This window comes from Polymorphospora sp. NPDC050346, from assembly GCF_040655695.1.
In the GTDB taxonomy this organism is placed as follows: Bacteria; Actinomycetota; Actinomycetes; order Mycobacteriales; family Micromonosporaceae; genus Polymorphospora; species Polymorphospora lycopeni.
In genome coordinates, this window is record NZ_JBFAKM010000004.1 from 35,081 (window position 1) to 50,637 (window position 15,557).

Annotated in this window: 16 protein-coding genes; 3 read left to right on the forward strand and 13 right to left on the reverse strand. The window is 69.9% G+C overall.

The genetic code is table 11. The features are described from left to right. Window positions 1-113 precede the first annotated feature (113 nt). A complete protein-coding gene (locus tag AB0I42_RS05845) occupies window positions 114-1,214 on the reverse strand; it encodes a hypothetical protein (RefSeq protein ID WP_357534553.1) in 1,101 nt (366 codons plus the stop codon). Window positions 1,215-1,993: 779 nt separating this feature from the next. On the opposite strand from AB0I42_RS05845, the gene AB0I42_RS05850 reads away from it, so the two are divergent. Beyond that, window positions 1,994-2,434 carry a hypothetical protein gene (locus AB0I42_RS05850; RefSeq protein WP_357534554.1) on the forward strand — a complete coding sequence of 147 codons (441 nt, stop codon included), beginning with the start codon at window positions 1,994-1,996 and terminating at the stop codon, window positions 2,432-2,434. A gap of 739 nt (window positions 2,435-3,173) precedes the next feature. On the opposite strand, the gene AB0I42_RS05855 is transcribed toward AB0I42_RS05850, so the two are convergent. The 6 genes from AB0I42_RS05855 to AB0I42_RS05880 form a co-directional block, all read right to left on the reverse strand. Continuing rightward, entirely contained in the window at window positions 3,174-3,587 is a 414-nt protein-coding gene (locus AB0I42_RS05855) for a spore-associated protein A (protein WP_357534555.1), read from the reverse strand. Between the two features lie 518 nt (window positions 3,588-4,105). Then, window positions 4,106-5,356 carry a hypothetical protein gene (locus tag AB0I42_RS05860; protein WP_357534556.1) on the reverse strand — a complete coding sequence of 417 codons (1,251 nt, stop codon included), beginning with the start codon at window positions 5,354-5,356 and terminating at the stop codon, window positions 4,106-4,108. After that, window positions 5,353-5,706, reverse strand: a complete 354-nt coding sequence (locus AB0I42_RS05865) for a PadR family transcriptional regulator (protein WP_357534558.1) — start codon at window positions 5,704-5,706, stop codon at window positions 5,353-5,355. Before AB0I42_RS05865 ends, AB0I42_RS05860 begins: the two co-directional genes overlap by 4 nt. 398 nt (window positions 5,707-6,104) lie before the next feature. Beyond that, complete coding sequence (locus tag AB0I42_RS05870; RefSeq protein WP_357534560.1) at window positions 6,105-6,326, reverse strand: DUF2945 domain-containing protein; 222 nt, start codon at window positions 6,324-6,326, stop codon at window positions 6,105-6,107. A gap of 218 nt (window positions 6,327-6,544) precedes the next feature. Continuing rightward, a complete protein-coding gene (locus tag AB0I42_RS05875; protein WP_357534561.1) occupies window positions 6,545-7,342 on the reverse strand; it encodes an ABC transporter permease in 798 nt (265 codons plus the stop codon). Further along, window positions 7,335-8,270 carry an ABC transporter ATP-binding protein gene (locus tag AB0I42_RS05880; RefSeq protein ID WP_357534563.1) on the reverse strand — a complete coding sequence of 312 codons (936 nt, stop codon included), beginning with the start codon at window positions 8,268-8,270 and terminating at the stop codon, window positions 7,335-7,337. The genes AB0I42_RS05875 and AB0I42_RS05880 overlap by 8 nt, the downstream gene beginning before the upstream one ends. Here AB0I42_RS05880 and AB0I42_RS05885 point away from each other — a divergent pair. After that, window positions 8,185-8,901 carry a TetR/AcrR family transcriptional regulator gene (locus AB0I42_RS05885; protein ID WP_357534565.1) on the forward strand — a complete coding sequence of 239 codons (717 nt, stop codon included), beginning with the start codon at window positions 8,185-8,187 and terminating at the stop codon, window positions 8,899-8,901. The genes AB0I42_RS05880 and AB0I42_RS05885 overlap by 86 nt on opposite strands. Window positions 8,902-9,075: 174 nt before the next feature. Here the strand turns inward: AB0I42_RS05885 and AB0I42_RS05890 are convergent, their stop codons facing one another. The 3 genes from AB0I42_RS05890 to AB0I42_RS05900 form a co-directional block, all read right to left on the reverse strand. After that, complete coding sequence (locus AB0I42_RS05890; protein WP_357534567.1) at window positions 9,076-9,495, reverse strand: hypothetical protein; 420 nt, start codon at window positions 9,493-9,495, stop codon at window positions 9,076-9,078. Between the two features lie 10 nt (window positions 9,496-9,505). Continuing rightward, window positions 9,506-10,468: an MBL fold metallo-hydrolase gene (locus tag AB0I42_RS05895; protein WP_357534569.1), complete on the reverse strand. Its 963-nt coding sequence runs from the start codon at window positions 10,466-10,468 to the stop codon at window positions 9,506-9,508. Window positions 10,469-10,589: 121 nt separating this feature from the next. Then, window positions 10,590-11,483, reverse strand: a complete 894-nt coding sequence (locus AB0I42_RS05900; protein ID WP_357534571.1) for a serine hydrolase — start codon at window positions 11,481-11,483, stop codon at window positions 10,590-10,592. 13 nt (window positions 11,484-11,496) lie between these two features. Here AB0I42_RS05900 and AB0I42_RS05905 point away from each other — a divergent pair, with 13 nt between their 5' ends. After that, entirely contained in the window at window positions 11,497-12,471 is a 975-nt protein-coding gene (locus tag AB0I42_RS05905) for a LysR substrate-binding domain-containing protein (RefSeq protein ID WP_357534573.1), read from the forward strand. A gap of 31 nt (window positions 12,472-12,502) precedes the next feature. On the opposite strand, the gene AB0I42_RS05910 is transcribed toward AB0I42_RS05905, so the two are convergent. The 3 genes from AB0I42_RS05910 to AB0I42_RS05920 form a co-directional block, all read right to left on the reverse strand. Beyond that, complete coding sequence (locus AB0I42_RS05910) at window positions 12,503-13,492, reverse strand: BtrH N-terminal domain-containing protein (protein ID WP_357534575.1); 990 nt, start codon at window positions 13,490-13,492, stop codon at window positions 12,503-12,505. Next, complete coding sequence (locus AB0I42_RS05915; RefSeq protein WP_357534577.1) at window positions 13,489-14,334, reverse strand: MerR family transcriptional regulator; 846 nt, start codon at window positions 14,332-14,334, stop codon at window positions 13,489-13,491. The genes AB0I42_RS05910 and AB0I42_RS05915 overlap by 4 nt, the downstream gene beginning before the upstream one ends. A 194-nt stretch (window positions 14,335-14,528) precedes the next feature. Next, entirely contained in the window at window positions 14,529-15,386 is an 858-nt protein-coding gene (locus tag AB0I42_RS05920) for a hypothetical protein (protein WP_357534578.1), read from the reverse strand. Window positions 15,387-15,557: the final 171 nt, after the last annotated feature.

Below are 15,557 nucleotides of genomic sequence, written 5' to 3' on the forward strand. Positions count from 1 at the left end.
ACCCGGATATCGGGTCGGCCCTTTTCGGCGCTCTGGGGACCACGCCGGTCAAGTGCGCCGCCCGGTAGCGCTCCTTGACCGGTGGTTAAGACTGGAATCGCGACCGTCGGTGGTCACCCCTCAAAGGTCTTCCACGCGATGTCGAGATGGCGGAGCGGTTGCAGGTGGGCGCGATGCCGGGCGCTGGTGTACGTGCACCAGGTGGCGTCATCGTTCGGGGCGAGCTGCACGACGAGGCCGTTGCCGACATGGAACTCGGTATCGCCCGGGGGAAACCATCGGTCCCGCAGCGGCACTCGTCGGAGCCCGCTCGTAAGTCGCAGCGCCTCCTCTGTGGTGAGGTCGGCGGTGGCAAGGTACGGGCCGGCGAATGATGCTTCGTACACCGCGAACAGCAGGAGGAACGTGGTCAGCGGATGGGGGTCGACGATCGGTTCGTCTTTCCAGTACCGGTAGAACACTGCTGGATCGGGCCTAGTCGGGTCGAGTGCGAGGACGAAGCCGCCCTGGTTCTCTTCGCCGAACTCCAGCCAGCCGTCCTCGCCTGGATGCAATCTGTACGGCGGGAACAGCCGATCCTGCCGACCGAGCACTTCATCGCGTCCGGCCGCCGCGGCATAGAACGAAGCGAGGGCGGCGGGAATCGATCGCGGCAGCACGACGTGTTTGTTCGATGGCACATCGGCGTACCAGCCGGTGATGAACTCGCGGGTCGCTACGACCGGGTCGCCCGGCACGAGGTCCAGCCATGTCGTTGACGGAGGCGGCGGCGAGGGCAGCAGCGGCCGTGCCCGGTCCAGCGCCTCAAACGGCAGTGCGTGTCTCAGGTAGAGCCGGTACTCGACAAGCCTTTCCTCGTCAGGGTCATAAATACCGCCGCCGCCGTGGGCGATGGAACCAAGCGGCATGCAGCCGTCCTCGACGCGCACGAATCCGAGCAGTGCGGTCCGTGTGGCCGGACTGTGCGGTCCCTGGTGGACCAGGTCTTGGAGGAGGAACGTGTTGACTTCATCCGGGAACGGACCCGTGAGTTTGAGTAGTTGGCGATCCTGCACGCCGGTGCCGTCCGGCCGGTCACCGGGTTCGACGACTGCGACGAACGCATCCCGGCCCAGCACGTAGGTCGCGGACGGCGTCCGATAGACCCGTGCCTCGGCGCCGGCCAGTGCGACGACTTCCCGCTCGGGAATCGCATCGAACTCGCCACCGGCCACAATCGGCTCCCTGCCTCGCTCGTCAACATCGCCGCGAAGCTAGCAGGTTCCGGAAGGATGAGGGCTGAGACTGCCGACCACCGTGGCTTGGGGACCTAACGGGGACCACACGCTGTGCACGATGGTAGACGGCACGTCTCGGATCGCACGCCCTGACCGTATGCATACCGTGTCTGACGTGCTGAAACACTAACGCCAATGGCCTGGGGGTCAAGGGGTGTCGGTTCGAATCCGGCCGTCCCGACGCAGGTCAGAGGGCTGATACGGAGATCGGGTCGGCCCTTCCGCCGTTCTAGGGACCACGATCAGTCAAGCTAGAGCTGGCTGGTGCTCCTTGACCGCTGGTCTAGCCATGTGGCCAGCCCTGTTACCTGCCGAATTGCTCTCTACGCATCGTCAAGGCGGCCCGCAAAAGCGGGCCGTGCGGCTCGGCCCCGGCCTGCTGGCGGCCTCCGGCCGGTATCGGCCGGACGGCCGGCCACGCTTCGGAACGACCAGCCCCTGAAGCCTCGCGGCTTTGTCCCGAACCCTGGTCCTCCTCAGAGATCGGCCGGGGCAGGCCACCTCGCCGGGCACCAAAAGGGCTACCAGCCTCTCCGGACGGTCCACGACTGCCCGACAAGGAGATCCTTGATCCCAGCCAGCGCACTTCGGTGCCCGCGGATTGAAGCGTGCCCACGTCTATTGCACCTGTTAAGAGTAGTAGCGTGGCGGTGGGCAGGGTGTCGCTGGACGGTGACAACCGGCGGCCCGCTCGGGCGGTGAACGAGGAGTCAAGAGTGGCGGGTGACGTCAGTGACCGTCGGGCAAGAGTGCTCGTTGCTGCGATTGCCATATTGGGGATGCTCTTCCTGGTGGCGGGATCGTCAGTCCTGGGCACGTTCTGGTTTCGCGACGGGACGTTCAAGGACGGCGAGGTCGTTGACGCCCACGTTTTGAAGGTGGTTCCAGGGCGAACCGGTGAAGCAGAGGTCGAATATTTCGTCGACGGGGACCGTCATCAGGCGTGGATCTACTGTGGCACCTCATGTCCTGGCAAAGGCGACCGGATGGAGGTTGAGTACTCGACCAGCGATCCGAGTGACGTTGTCCGGAACCGGATGCGTCCGTTCTCGATGATCCACGTACTTGCCTTGTTAGGAACCGGTACCGGAATCGTGGTCGCCGGGGGCTTGCTCCGACGGGATATGGTCGCTCTTCGGCGTCAGGGTGCGGTGTGAGATGTCGAGAGCCGTTTCCACTGCTAGACGCGGGTGCATGCAGGTAATCCGTTGGTTCGCAACTTGATCTCACAAGCCCTCGGTCGCCCGTGACCGATGATGCGGATGCCGAGAAGGCCAATAGCGGTCAGCTTCTAGGCGTGGCTGCCGGCACGGCGATGCCGGTCAAGGCAGGTCGCTGTCGAACAACTTGTCCCCATGTCCACACGTCCTAACCCGTGCTGGGGTCGCTGAGCGTGTCAGCGCCCGGGACCAGGTGGGGACCACACGGTGTGCACGATGGTGGCCCGGCCGCGACGAAACGCTGACCCGGCCTTACCGCAACACCGGCGCCCGCCTGTCCGAGGTCGGCAACCTGCTTGGTGGCCGACCTGAGAGGAACCCGCCGGCGGCGTAGCACCTTGTCTGGCCGAGGCCCCACCGGAGCCGACAAGGCACCGGCGTGTGAAGGCAGACTTCCCCGAGCCCAGTGGCCGGGCTGCTGAACACATACCGCGGTGCAGGCAGCCCGGCATCCCGGCTGGAGCGGGCTTCCGCCGACGGGGGATGTCCGGCGCTTCAGCGCGGTTGGCCGTGAATATGAGCCCGCGGCGGCAGCCCGCGGATCTGGCCGTCAACGACGAACCGGACGGCCCGGCCGTAGCAAACAGTGGGAAGACGCCAGCACTGGTCAGCGGTGGCATCTCGGCCGGGCCGCACGATGGGCCAGTGGCTCACCTGCCTGGTCCTGCGGACGGCGTCAGCCGCAGTTGGTGCCGCGCTTGCCGCCCTGGGTGCCGCTGATGCGGCCCATCCAGTCGACGCACCTGCCAGCCGCCTGCAGGTAGATCGGACCGGCGTACGACCGGAAGTGGTCGCCCTCGTAGGCCGTCCAGTGGCTTCCGACCGGGTGGATCGCGAGGCCCGCCTCGATGAGTACCGGCGAGCCGGCGGTGTTCCGCTTGGCGACCACGCAGTTACGGCCCGTGGCTGCACTGTAGGTGAGGAATACGGTTCCCTTGGAGCCGATCGCGGCGGAGTTCACGACGCCGTAGCCGGAACCGCACTCGCCCCCGTAGGTGGCCGCGTACGCCGGGGTCGCCGCGACCAACGCTCCGGCCATCATCGCGGCGGCAACGGTGACGGTTGCGACGGTGGTCCTGACGAGCTTCATGTGTTCCTCCGTGTCTGCTGAGCTGATCTCAGCGAGGGTTCGCTGCCTGGAGACTCAGCGTTCCCAGGGGCGGACTGGTCTGGTGGCGCAGTAGTACAACGCGATGTGCTCGGGGGCGTGAGTGAGATGCTCTTCCGTCGGGTTGACCAAGAAGATCCAGCCTGTTGGGAAGGGATCTGGACCTGGCGGTGGTGAACGGGCCTAGGCCGTACTGTGCCCAGACGTGGTCTCCAAGATCGACCTCGCATCCGTCACGAGTGCGGTAGTTCGCCACGCTCTATTGATATCAGGCGATGTTCCTGTTGGTCGGATTGCGGTGACGCGCATTCGGATCAAGGGGTGCGGTGAGCTGGTCCGGTGGAAAGTCGTCGCTGCCGGCCGCCTGACGACTCGGACGCATGAGGAGTTGGCCGCGCCGACCGGGTTGACGGGCAAGGAGCCGATCCAACTCCGCATGCCAACGACAGGCTGACCAACGAACACGAGCAGCACTCGACTCGCTCAGTGTCGTTGCGGTATTAGGTTGCCAGGCCCGGTTGGTCGTCTGGGGACTCGGATCCCGGGTCGCGTGTGGCCGGCGCGGCGGCCAGCCCGGTTCCCGCCAGGTGCACCTTCAACGCGATCGCCATAAGCAGGGCGGCGACGAAGAGGTTGCAGCCGAGGTTTCCCATCCCGGCGCAGGTGCTGATCACCGCCAGGCCGAACGTGGCGGTGACCACCGTCCAGCCGACGGGCGCGGGCACGGACCTGCGGGCGGATCGTCGGCCGTGGGGTCGGCGACAGAGCGCGAGGACGACCCCCGCGATCAGAACTGCGAGGATCGCCGGGGCGAGCAGGAGGAGACCCTCGTCGCCGACGACGGTCCACGACCAGATCGGTCCCTCGTTGACGGCGAACCCACGGTCGACGACGGCGAGATAGTCCCGAAGAACGTAGACGATCAGGAATGCGGAGTTGCCGGCGGCCACGATGGCAAGCAGGGCCAGGGTGGTGCTGGCCGTCGCGTTCGGCTCGGACCGGCGGCTCGCCCAGCCGGTGAGGAACCAGCCCAACACCATGCCGAGCACTCCGCCGGCCGCGAAGCCGACCGGCAAGGTGGCCGGCTCGACCCGGCGGACCGAGACCTCGAACCAGCCCCCCGAGGCCGGTTCGAGCGAGTGGTAGGTGTTGCTGAAGGTCAGCAGCCAGCCGTCCTTAGCGGCGGTCAGGGTCTCGGCCAGGCGTAGATCGTGGTGGCCGGAGTAGGAGGTCGGGCCGAGCCGCCAGCCGGCAGCGGTCAGCCGGTCCGCGACCTCGGCGTCGTACGCGCGGAGATCGGGTATCGGGGCGGCGTGGTCGACCTGGTAGCGGACATGACCGAACTGTGCCTCGCCGTTGCCGTTGACGAAGACCCGGTCGTGCCGTTGCAACGGGGCGACGCCGACGCCCGGCGTGACCAACTCGGCGATGTCGGTCATCTCCGCCGTGGTGGGCAGTGGCCGGTCGGTCTCGCCGAGGAGGCGGGCGGTCAGCGAGGCGGTCACGAAGCCGCTGAGGATGGCGACGACGACGGCGACGGGGACCACCATGCGACTGCCCGGTCGTCCCAGCCGGGCCCGTGGTGCGTGGCGGAGCACGTCGATGACCTCACGGACGGTCGGTCGACGGCGGCCCGTCTCCTCGGCGACCATGAGCATGGTGTCCAGCAGTTCCGCCCGCCGGGGGCCCGGTGGATAGGTCCGGGCGAGGAGGCGGTAGCGCCGGTAACGCGGGGGCCGGCTCGTGCTCATCCGAACGTCACCGTGGCGGGCCCGGTGGGTGGGCGCAGGGCGTTGAGCAGGCGGGTCGCGGTCTCGACGTTGCGGTTGAGCCGTTGCGTCTCCGTGGTCAACGCGGCACCGCCTTGGTCGGTGAGTCGGTAGTAGCGGCGTAGCCGCCCGCCGACCGCCTCCTCTCGGTCGACCTCGACCAGACCCTCTGCCGTCAGCCGGTCCAGCGCGGCGTAGAGCGTCGCGGGCAGTAGCCGCGTCTCTCCGTCGGTGAGCTTCGTGACCTGCTGCATGACCCCGTATCCGTGTCTGGGTCGGTCTACCAGGGCGGTCAGGATCCAGAACGTGGGTTCGCGCATCGGGCCTGTCACGCGGCTGAATATACAAATGATTTGACTATGATGCCAGCGCGACCATCCGCTGCCTGGGCGATCGAGCTTCCAGCAGGCCAAGAACGACGCTGGCCTCGACAGGTACCAGATCCGTGACCGCAGAGCCTGGTACGCCCACATCACCCCCGCGACGGCCGCCCACGCCTGGCTGTCCATGGCCCGATCGCCGACCACAAAGGGGGAGCCAGCCCGGGCCAGGGCCTGATGACTCATCGCAGCCGCAGTGCGACACACAGGTCTGGGCCTGGTCCCGATGGCGCGGACGCCGCCGACACCAAGCCCGAACCTGCCACTACCGACGACGCGGCTACCCCTGACCAACTGCAGCGGGCCGAAGGGTGCCCGCCCCGCTGTTCACCAAGGTGTCCCGGCCCTCGTCACTCCTGCTCACGACGTAGCGCCTCCGGCCGGTGCGCGACATCCCTACCGGAGTCGTCGTTGCGGATCCGGTACTGCGGATGCTCCAGTGACGCGTTGACCGGGTGCCCCCGGACCTTCACGCGTTCGGTGATTTCCTCCTTGACGGTCCCGTACGCCCGACCGGAGTGGCTGGCCCACGAGACGTGGTCGCCCTTGTGGAATCTGTCGCCCTTAGCCATGCTGCTCGGTTACCCACGGTGCGCACCACAAAACGACTGGTCGATGGGCTGATGGCGATGTCCGGCCAGGCCCATCTCCGGGTGATGACGCCTGGAACGTCACCCGTGTCCAGCCTCGCGCCCGCCCCCGTGGCCGTACCGATGGCGCCCCCGGGCGGGGGCATCCCGCACGGTCGGGAGGCGCATCCGGATGGCAAGGCGGGTCGGGACGGGGACGTTCAGCCGCGGCGAATCATCGCGCGGATGCTCACCGCGAGTCCGAGCGCACACCACGCGATCAGCACGACGAGGTCCTGCCGGCTCGCGGTGTAGGTGTCCGACAGCAGCCCGGCGCGGAGCAGGTCCGCGGCCGGTCGGAACGGAAGTACGTCATGGGTCGTCTGGAACCAGGTGGGGAGCTGGCCGGCCGGGAAGGTGACCGGCGAGAACAGCATCACGAAGAACACCAGTACCTGGGTCGTGAGCTGGGTGAGCAGCGGGGGCAGCGTCACCGCGATCGCGTAGCCGACCGCGGTGGCGGTCACCGCGGTCAGGACGGCCGCGGCCACCAGGAGGGGCCAGTCGAAGGCGTAGCTGAAGCCGTACCGCAACTGGGCCACGATCACCGCGACGGCGACGCTCGGCAGGGCGACCACCAGCCACACCGTCAGGTCGGCCAGCAGCAGCAACGGGCGCGGCACCGGTAGCGCGCGCAGGTAGGCGAACGTGCCGTTGGTGCGTGCCTGGGCCACGCCCTGGGGGACCATGACGAGCCCGACGACCATCAGCAGGACCGTGGGTGCGCCGGTGGACAGGAAGCGGGCCGACGAGGTGTCGATGTCGGGGATGAGGAACCCGAACCCGATGATGATTCCGGCGGCGAGCAAGGCCTGTACGACGATGACGAGCGGCAGCATCGCGCCGGTCTGGGCGATCGTCCAGCGCAGCAGGGTCCCGTACGTCGTCCACGGGGCGGTGCGTGGCGGGGTGCGGGTGCGCATCGGCGCGAGCGCGGGGGCGGTCGTCGTCTCAGACATCGGTCACCTTCTGTGCGGTGGTCGCCTGTTCGGCGGCGTCGGTTGTGGCGGCGAGGTAGGCGTCCTCGAGGGTGGCGGGGGCCAGCGCGTAGCCGTCGATGCGCTTGTCCGAGCGGAGGGTCGTGGCCCAGGCGACGGCGGCCTCGGCGTCGGCTGCGTCAAGGGTCATCAGCACGCGCCGGCCGACACGGACGCGGCGGACGATCGGGATCGGCACCGCGCGCGGGAACTCGGAGGGGTCACCGCCGTCCGGCTGCAGGGAGAGTTCGAGTCGAAGGTCGTTGTCGTTGGTCCCGCGGAGCTGGTTCGGTGATCCGGAGGCGACGACCTTGCCGCGGTCGAGGACCACGAGGTCGTCCACCACGCGTTCTGCTTCGACGACGTTGTGGGTGACGAGCAGGACGCCGGCGCCTTCGTCGCCGAGGCGGCGTACGGTCTTCCACAGACGTCGACGCCGGGCCGCGTCCACGTCGTTGGTCGGCTCGTCGAGGATGACCAGTGGCGTTTTCGCGACGGCGGCCATGGCGAACGCGGTGAGTCGGCGTATGCCCCCGGACAGGCCGCCGCCGTCCGGTGTGGCGCGGCGGTTGGACCACTCGCCGATGTCGAGTTCGTCGACCAGGGCGCGTGCGGAGCTTCTCGCGTCGGTGCGGGACATGCCGCGAAGCGGGCCGGCGATCTCGATGGCTGTCCTGGGTGTCAGGCCGTCGAGCGGTGCCTGCGCCTGGGCTTGGAGTGCCACGCAGCGTCGCGCGGTCGCCGGGTCGGCGATCGCGTCCACGCCGGCCACCCGGACCGATCCGGCATCGGGGCGGAGCAATCCGACGATCTGCGAGACCAGTGTGGTCTTGCCCCGCCCCTCGACGTCCGGGCGCCGCGCCCCGCGCAGTCGTGCGCAGCGCCAGCAGGAGACCCGTGAAGCGCTCATCCTGGCGGCACTGAACGCGTTCACCCGCGACGGCTACCACGCGGCGAGCCTGGAGGGGATAGCCAACGAGGCCGGGTTCTCCAAAGGCGCGGTCTACTCGAACTTCGAGGGCAAGGCGGAACTGTTCCTGGCGGTGATGGACCACAACCTGGAGATGCTGCGCGGCGAAGGCTGGGACCCGCTCGCGGCGGCGGAAGGTGACACCGACACGCCCGTACCCGACGCCGCGACCGACGACGCGGCGCGGATGGTGCGCGGGTTCAGCCTGGCGACACTGGAGTTCATCGCCACCGCCGCCCGTGACGACACGCTCATCCATGCGCTGCGGCAGCGCGTTCAGGTGATGATCGACGCCTACGGGCGGGTCGCGGCCGATGGTCGACCGACCGGCGAAGTCCTTCCGGTCGACGACGTCGCCCAACTCATGGCCGCCTTCGACCAGGGAGTATCGGTGCTCACGCTCAGCGGCATCGCCTCCATGGACGGTGCGCTGATGCGAACCGGCCTGCGCCGGCTCATGGACCCGGCGGGCGCCGTGGGCGAACCGGCACCCCGACGCGACGGCCACACCTCGTCGCGACCGGATGTCCAGGCGGTACGGAGACTGATGCGCGATTTGCCGGGTTCCTGATCCGCTGCGGCAACCCGCGTGACGGCGCGGTGCCACCGAGTTGATCCCCGCGTGGAACCGGATCCGGAGACGCGCGTCGCCGCGGTCACCGCACCGCCCTGGTTCGAACCGACGAGCAGCATTCGGAATCCGCTCGCGTCTGGTGAGGGCGTCGGGCGAGTCGGGGCGTACCGGTCAGCTTGTTCGCTGGCGCCTTAGGCGTTCGACGAAGAGCCAGCCGGCCACGCCCAGACAAACGGTGGCCAGTAGGGCCAGCGACACCAGAGCCGGGTTGACCCATACCGGTACCAGGTCGTAGTCGGCGTTGCACCAGTTGTGCAGCGGAAACCATCGCGAGTGCTCCCGCCACTGGAGCGAGCGGTAGGCGTCGTCGTAGGTGGCGCCGGCCGCGCGACAGGATTCCTTCGGGTCCAGTGAGGAACCGGAGAAGACGCCGACGAACCACGTGACGGCGGCGGCGACCGTGCAGAGTCCGGCCGTCGCGATGAACCAGCCGGGGGTTCTCCATCGGTCGGTGAGCAGTGCTCCGCCCCACCACCGCAGCAGGAGCGCGAAAGCGATGGCGGCCGGAAGTGAACAGGCGACGAGGCTCATGTTCCTGGTGCTAACCGAGCCTGTACGGGGTCAGGTACTCCGGCAGCAGAATCTTGGTGCGTGGTGCTGTCTCGCGTACGGCGGCGAGGAAGGCGTCGAGCCGCCGGCGGTCGTTCGGCGTGGTGGACGGCGGATTGCTCAGCGGCGTCTCGAAGTCGTCCCAGTGCACCGGCACGACCACGGCCGGCCGATCCAACGCTGTCAGCAGGCGCGGCACGTAGGCGTGGGTGGCGTCGGTCGCCGGCACGGCGATCATCGCGACATCCGGGCGCAGCCCGGTGAGGTTGCGCTCGACGAAGTCGCTGGCACCCATGAAGAACACCGACGGGCCGCCCCGGACGGTCACCTGGTAGGCGAGCGTGTCACCCTCCGGCAGGTCGGCGATGGTCGTCGGCGGGGCCGGTACCGCCACCCGGACCCCGGGAAACGCCATCGAGTACGTGCTGTTGCGGCTGTGCAGTGCCGCGACCACCTCGACCGTGTATTCGCCGAAGTCGAGCACCTCACCACCCTTGACCGGGTTGAGCTGCGAGGCCGGCAACCCGAGCGCGAGCCCCAGGTGGTAGGCGGTGAGGGTTCCGAACACCCGGGCGCCCGACCGCCGGGCGATGTGCGGTACGTCGTTGAAGTGGTCCCAGTGGGTGTGGGTGACCAGGATCGTCTGCGGGGTGCCGGCATGGCGGTCGACCGTCGCGGCGTCGACCTGCAGGGGAGTGGCCGGGTTGAAGGTCCCGCGGAACAGGCCGGTGTCGAAGCGGCTCAGGTACGGATCGAGCAGTACCGTCTTCGCGCCGATGTCGATGCGCCAGCCGGAGGTGCCCAGCCACCTGAAGGTGGCCGGCACGGCGCCCGTCGGGCGGCGGGCCGCGGCGGACGCGGTGGACGGGACGGCGGGAACCGTGGCCACCGTGGCCAGGGCGGCACCGGCGGCGGTGCCGAGCAGGCGGCGACGGCCGAGTCGTGACTGTGTCATGGCCGGCAGCCAACCAGCGGACGGGACACCCGGTCCAAGACCATTCGACCGGGTCGCCGATATCCGGGCGCGTATCGGACCAGGGCAGGCGCGACGCGACCCGGCGCGGCCGAGGCGTGGATCACAGCCGCCGCAACTGGTCGACAGCGGCGCGGGCCGCTTCACCCATCGCCAGGTCGACGTCGATGCGGCGGGCGGTCAGCCGCTTCGCGCGGGCGAAGACCGCGATCGCGTACCGGCCGCCATCGGGGTACTCCGCGACGCCGGCCTCGATGTGCAGGCCGGGCAGCGTACCGGTCTTGGCGGCGACCCGGACCTGTGGCGGGAAGCCGGACAGCAGCCGGGTCCAGAACATCTGCCGCGCCATCAGGTCCCGCACCATCGCGCACGCGGCGGGTGGGCCCGCCTCGTCCCGCCAGATCAGGGCCAGCAGGCGGGTGATCTCCCGGGCCGTACTGGAGGTGGTGTGCTCGGGGTCGAAGACCCGCAGGGCACGTACCCGCTCGTCGGGCAGGGCGGCGAACATGTGCGCGAACTCGGCGGCGTCGCGGGCGCCCACGTCGTCGAACATCGACTCCAGCACCTGCCGCGGGCCGCCCATCACCCTGGTGCGGGGCAGACCCAGTTCCGCCGCCAGCAGCGGCAGCACATCCGGGCCGACGCGGCGCAGCAGCAGGTCCGCAGCGGTGTTGTCGCTGACCGACATGGTGAAGTACGCCAGATCCCGTAGTGACAGCTCCACGTCGTCGGCGCACCCGGCCGTCCCCCAGCCGCCCAGCCGGTCGGCGGCACGGACCACCGCCCGCTCGGTGGGGTCGAGCTGCCCTGCCACGGCCTGCCGGGCGAACTCCAGCACCACCAGGATCTTGAACACCGAAGCGATCACGACCTGCTCGTCCGGACGTATCCCGACGTCGCGGCCGGTATCGACATCGACCGCGTGCACGCAGGCGTCCACGCCCACCCTGTCGAAGATCTCCTCCAGCACACCGCCACGGTAGTCGGCGCGGCTCACGTACCGTCGCCTGGTGGATCTCGTTCGACACCTTCGGTACTTCGTGGTGGTGGCCGAGGAGCTGCATTTCAGCCGGGCCGCCGAACTGCTCGGCATCGCGCAGCCACCGTTGAGCCAGTCGATCCAACGGCTCGAACGGGAACTCGGGGTCGAGCTGTTCGACCGTTCCCGACGCCAGGTCGACCTCACACCCGCCGGGCGGCTGCTGCTCGGCGAGGCACGCGCCCTGCTCGCCGCGGAGGAACGCGTCCGCGGCCTGATGCGGATGGTGCGCGAGGGCACCCTGGGCACGCTCCGCGCCGGGGTGCCGCCGGAGATCCCCGCGAAGACCCTCCAGACCCTGCTCGGACGCCTTGCCGAACGGCTACCCGGCCTGGACGTCGACCTCCAGGAACTGACCACCGGTGAGCAGGTGCGGATGCTCACCGAAGCCCGCCTCGACGTCGGTCTCGTCCACCACCCGGTCGACGCCACCGACCTGCGGTTCGGCCCCACCACCCGGGTACGGCTCGGCGTGGTGCTGCCCCGCGCCTCGCCACTGGCCGCGGCGGACCACCTCGCTCTGGCCGACCTCACCGGCCACGACCTGATCCTGCCTCCGCGCGCCACCGCGCCGGGCTGGCACGACCACCTGCTCGACGTGTGCCGCCAGCACGGCTTCACGCCGGCACGGGTACGGCACGCACGCAATCCCGAATTCGTGCTGGGACTCGTACTCGCCGGAAGGGGCATCGCGTTCGAACCGGAAGAAGCCACCCGGCGCGAGCCGCGCGTGGTCTGGCGCCCGATCGCCGATCACCCACTGCACCGGATCGTCTCCGCGGCGTGGCCCGCACCGGCGCCGCACCCCGCGGCGGAGCATTTCGCGCAGATCGCCGCCGAGACGCTGGACGAGCCCTCACCCGCCCCGATCGGCATCCCGGCGCCGGGCTCGGCGCGCCCTTGGAACATCGTCTTCGCCCCACAGGCAGCCGGCACCGGCCGGTAACCGGACGTACGCGACCGTCGGGGACCCGCGGTCAGTCGGCGCGGACGGCGGACAGGACCCGCATGGCGTCGTGTTCGCGGTCGGCGAGGTCGGTGAGGATTTCCGAGGCGCGGGCGAGGTGGTCCGGGTCGCCGGTTTCTCCGGCGGTCGTGATGTGGTGGGCGACCTCGGTCCACAGCGGGGCGATCTTCGCGTACATCTGGTGGCCGTGGCGGAGGTTGTCGTCGTCGACGATCGCGGCGCATTCGGCGAGGAAGTCGCGGTAGATGTTGCGGAAGAGCGCGCCGCCGGTCCCGCCGCGTTCCATCAGCCTCGCGGCGAGCGGGAGGTCGCGCGACGGGTCGCTCGAGCGGTCGAGCCAGCGCGCCACCTGTCGGGCCGCCTTGGCGATGCCACGGTGGCCGAGGTTGGCGATGGGCGGGTCGAGGAAGGTGTGTGCGTTGCCGCGGACGGCGGTCCGGACGGCGCGAGCCAGGTCGGGCCGGCCGGTGGGGCCGGCGACCGTGTACGACAGGTTGCGGGCGGTCATCGGTCCGCGTTCGTTGCGGGCCCGTTCCAGGCTCGCCAGCGGGACCGTCACGGCGCCGCCCTGCTGAGCGGTGTCGACGAGGTAGGCGTGGGTGTCGTCGTAGCCGTACATCGCGGCGAAGTGTCCGCCGAAGTGGACCTTCGTGGTGAAGTAGTCCAGGTGGTAGGAGTCCAGTTGCAGGCCGACCGGGTGTCCGGCGTCGAGGGCGGCGGTGACGTTCTGCCAGGCCCTGCGGGGCGAGGCGGTCTCCTGGACGTGCAGCGTCAGGCCCAGCCGGTCGGCGACGGTCCGGGTGATCGAGGCCGGCTTGCCGCGACCGCCGAGGAACGGGAAGTCCATGTTCCTGGCGTCCCAGTAGACGAAGCCCAGCCCCTCGCCGAGGCCGAACAGCATCGGCTCGGACAGGTCGAGGCCCGCGTGGCGCAGCACGGCGCCGAGGGTGGTGGTCTCGCAGTGCTGACCGGCGGGGAACGCCACGTTCTCGATGATCACTTGGTTTCCTGTTCTGCTGGTCGGGGTGGGCCGGACGTGGGGCGGACCGGCCAGGCGATCTCCGTGCGGAGCGCCGCGTCGGGTACGCCGGGCGCCGGCGGTACGAGGTAGCTCTCCTCGGCCGGGCCTGCCAGCACCCGGTCGTGCTCGGCGATCCAGCGGCCCAGCGAACGGTAGGCGCTGTCGACGTCGTCGTAGCCGCCCTCGTGGACGGTCGCGGCGAGCAGGCAGCCCGCCAGTTCCCCGGCCGCGATCGTCGCTGTCGGCCGGGGCGGGCGCGCCACCGGCACGAACAACTCCACCTGCCATTCCGCCGCCTCGGGGTCGTCGCCGAGGTAGCGGGTCCCGGGCGGCCCCGCCGGGTCGATTCCCTGCTCGGCGAGGCCGGCGAACAGGCGCGCGAACCCGGGGGCCAGCGCCTCGGCCAGCCCGCTCGGCGGCGTACGAAGCACCGTGCGGGCGGTCGGCTGGGCGCCGCGCCACCGTTCGTACACGTGCAGCCAGCCCGGCTCGCCCAGCACGGCCCCCAACCGCCCGGCGATCTCGTCCAGCCGGGCCGCCTGCGCGGCCACCCGGTCCCGGTGCCGCTCGATGACGGCGCGTGCCTGCTCCGGAACGTCGGCCGCCAGGATCTCGGCGATCTCGGGCAACGGCACCTCCATCTCTCGCAGTCGCCGGATCAGTCCCGCACGGGGAAACTGGTCGACGCCGTACCGGCGGTAGCCGGTGTCCGGATCGACGCACGCCGGAACGAGCAGTCCCAGCCGGTCGTAGTTCCGCAGCACCCGTACCGACAACCGGGTCGCTCGCGCGAACACCCCGATCGGCATCAACCCCGTCACCGACGCCTCCAACAAGCCTCGACCCTCTCCCAAGGAGAGGGTCAACCCCGGCCCGACCCCTGCCGCACCGACCAACGAAACAAATCATCACGCAACGGGTCCGCCCGGCGGACCGGACCAACCACGACCGATGGTCCGGTCGGCCGCCGACGCGACCGACCGGACCAGAGCCGAGCGACCAGCCCGTGTACCGGTCAGCTACCGCAGATGCCGTACGCGGCGACCGTCCAGTTCCCGGCCAGGCCGTCGGCATCCTCGTCGGCCCAGACCCGGACGGTGTCCTCCGGCAGGATGTTGACCCCGGACAGCAGCACCTGGCCGTTGCCGGCGTTGATGTCCGCACCCACGCTGTACAGCGCTTTCCCGGCCGGGCAGGTGACGGCCGCGATCCTGTCCGGGGTGCTGCCGCTCGTCGACGCGTCCCAGAGCCGTTCCAGGCCCGCCACGCCGGTGGCGCACACGGCGAAGGCCGTGACGGACCAGCCGGTCGTGGTCGCGCCCTGGACCGCGACGCCGCGCGCGGTGACGGACTTCAGGTCGAAGGACGGCACCACCTGGTCCAGCAAGACGTCCCCGGCGCCGCCGTTGACCCGGCCACCCATCCCGATGACGGTCTTCGTTCCACAGCTGGCGGTCACGTACTGCGTTCCCACCGCCCCGGTCACCGCGACGACCTGATACCCCGACGGCGGCGAGACGCAGACGGCCCTGGTGGTGAAGCGCCAGTCGCCGGCGTAGTTGACCGGCCCGGCCTCGCGCATCGTGGCGACGAACCCGCTGCCGTCGGCCAGCGGCTCCAACCGGTCCAGCCCGACACGCCCTCCGGCGTCGGGTGACGTCGTGAGGTAGGCGCCCCCGCCGGTGACGACCGTGTTCGCCGGGCAGCGGACGGGGAGCGACTTGTCGCTGCTGTTCTCCTGTGTCGTCTCGCCGACGTTCACCAGCCCGGCCGGGTCCGCGGACGCGGGGGCCGTCCAGCCCACGCCCACCGTACCGAGGGCGACCAGGGCCACGGCGAGCCGGGCGAAACCGCGATGTACGAATGTGCGCACTGCTACCTCCTAAATCCTGAGCAGGCAGCGGGGCGCACCTGGATCGACCCCTGCCTGTCGGTCACTGGCAACAAGCCTCGTTCGCCGGGCTTGGCGTTTGCTATCCGGCGGCTTGGCGCGAACCGACCAGGTAATCCACATCGGACCCTGCTGTCGATGGTGCGGGGTGAG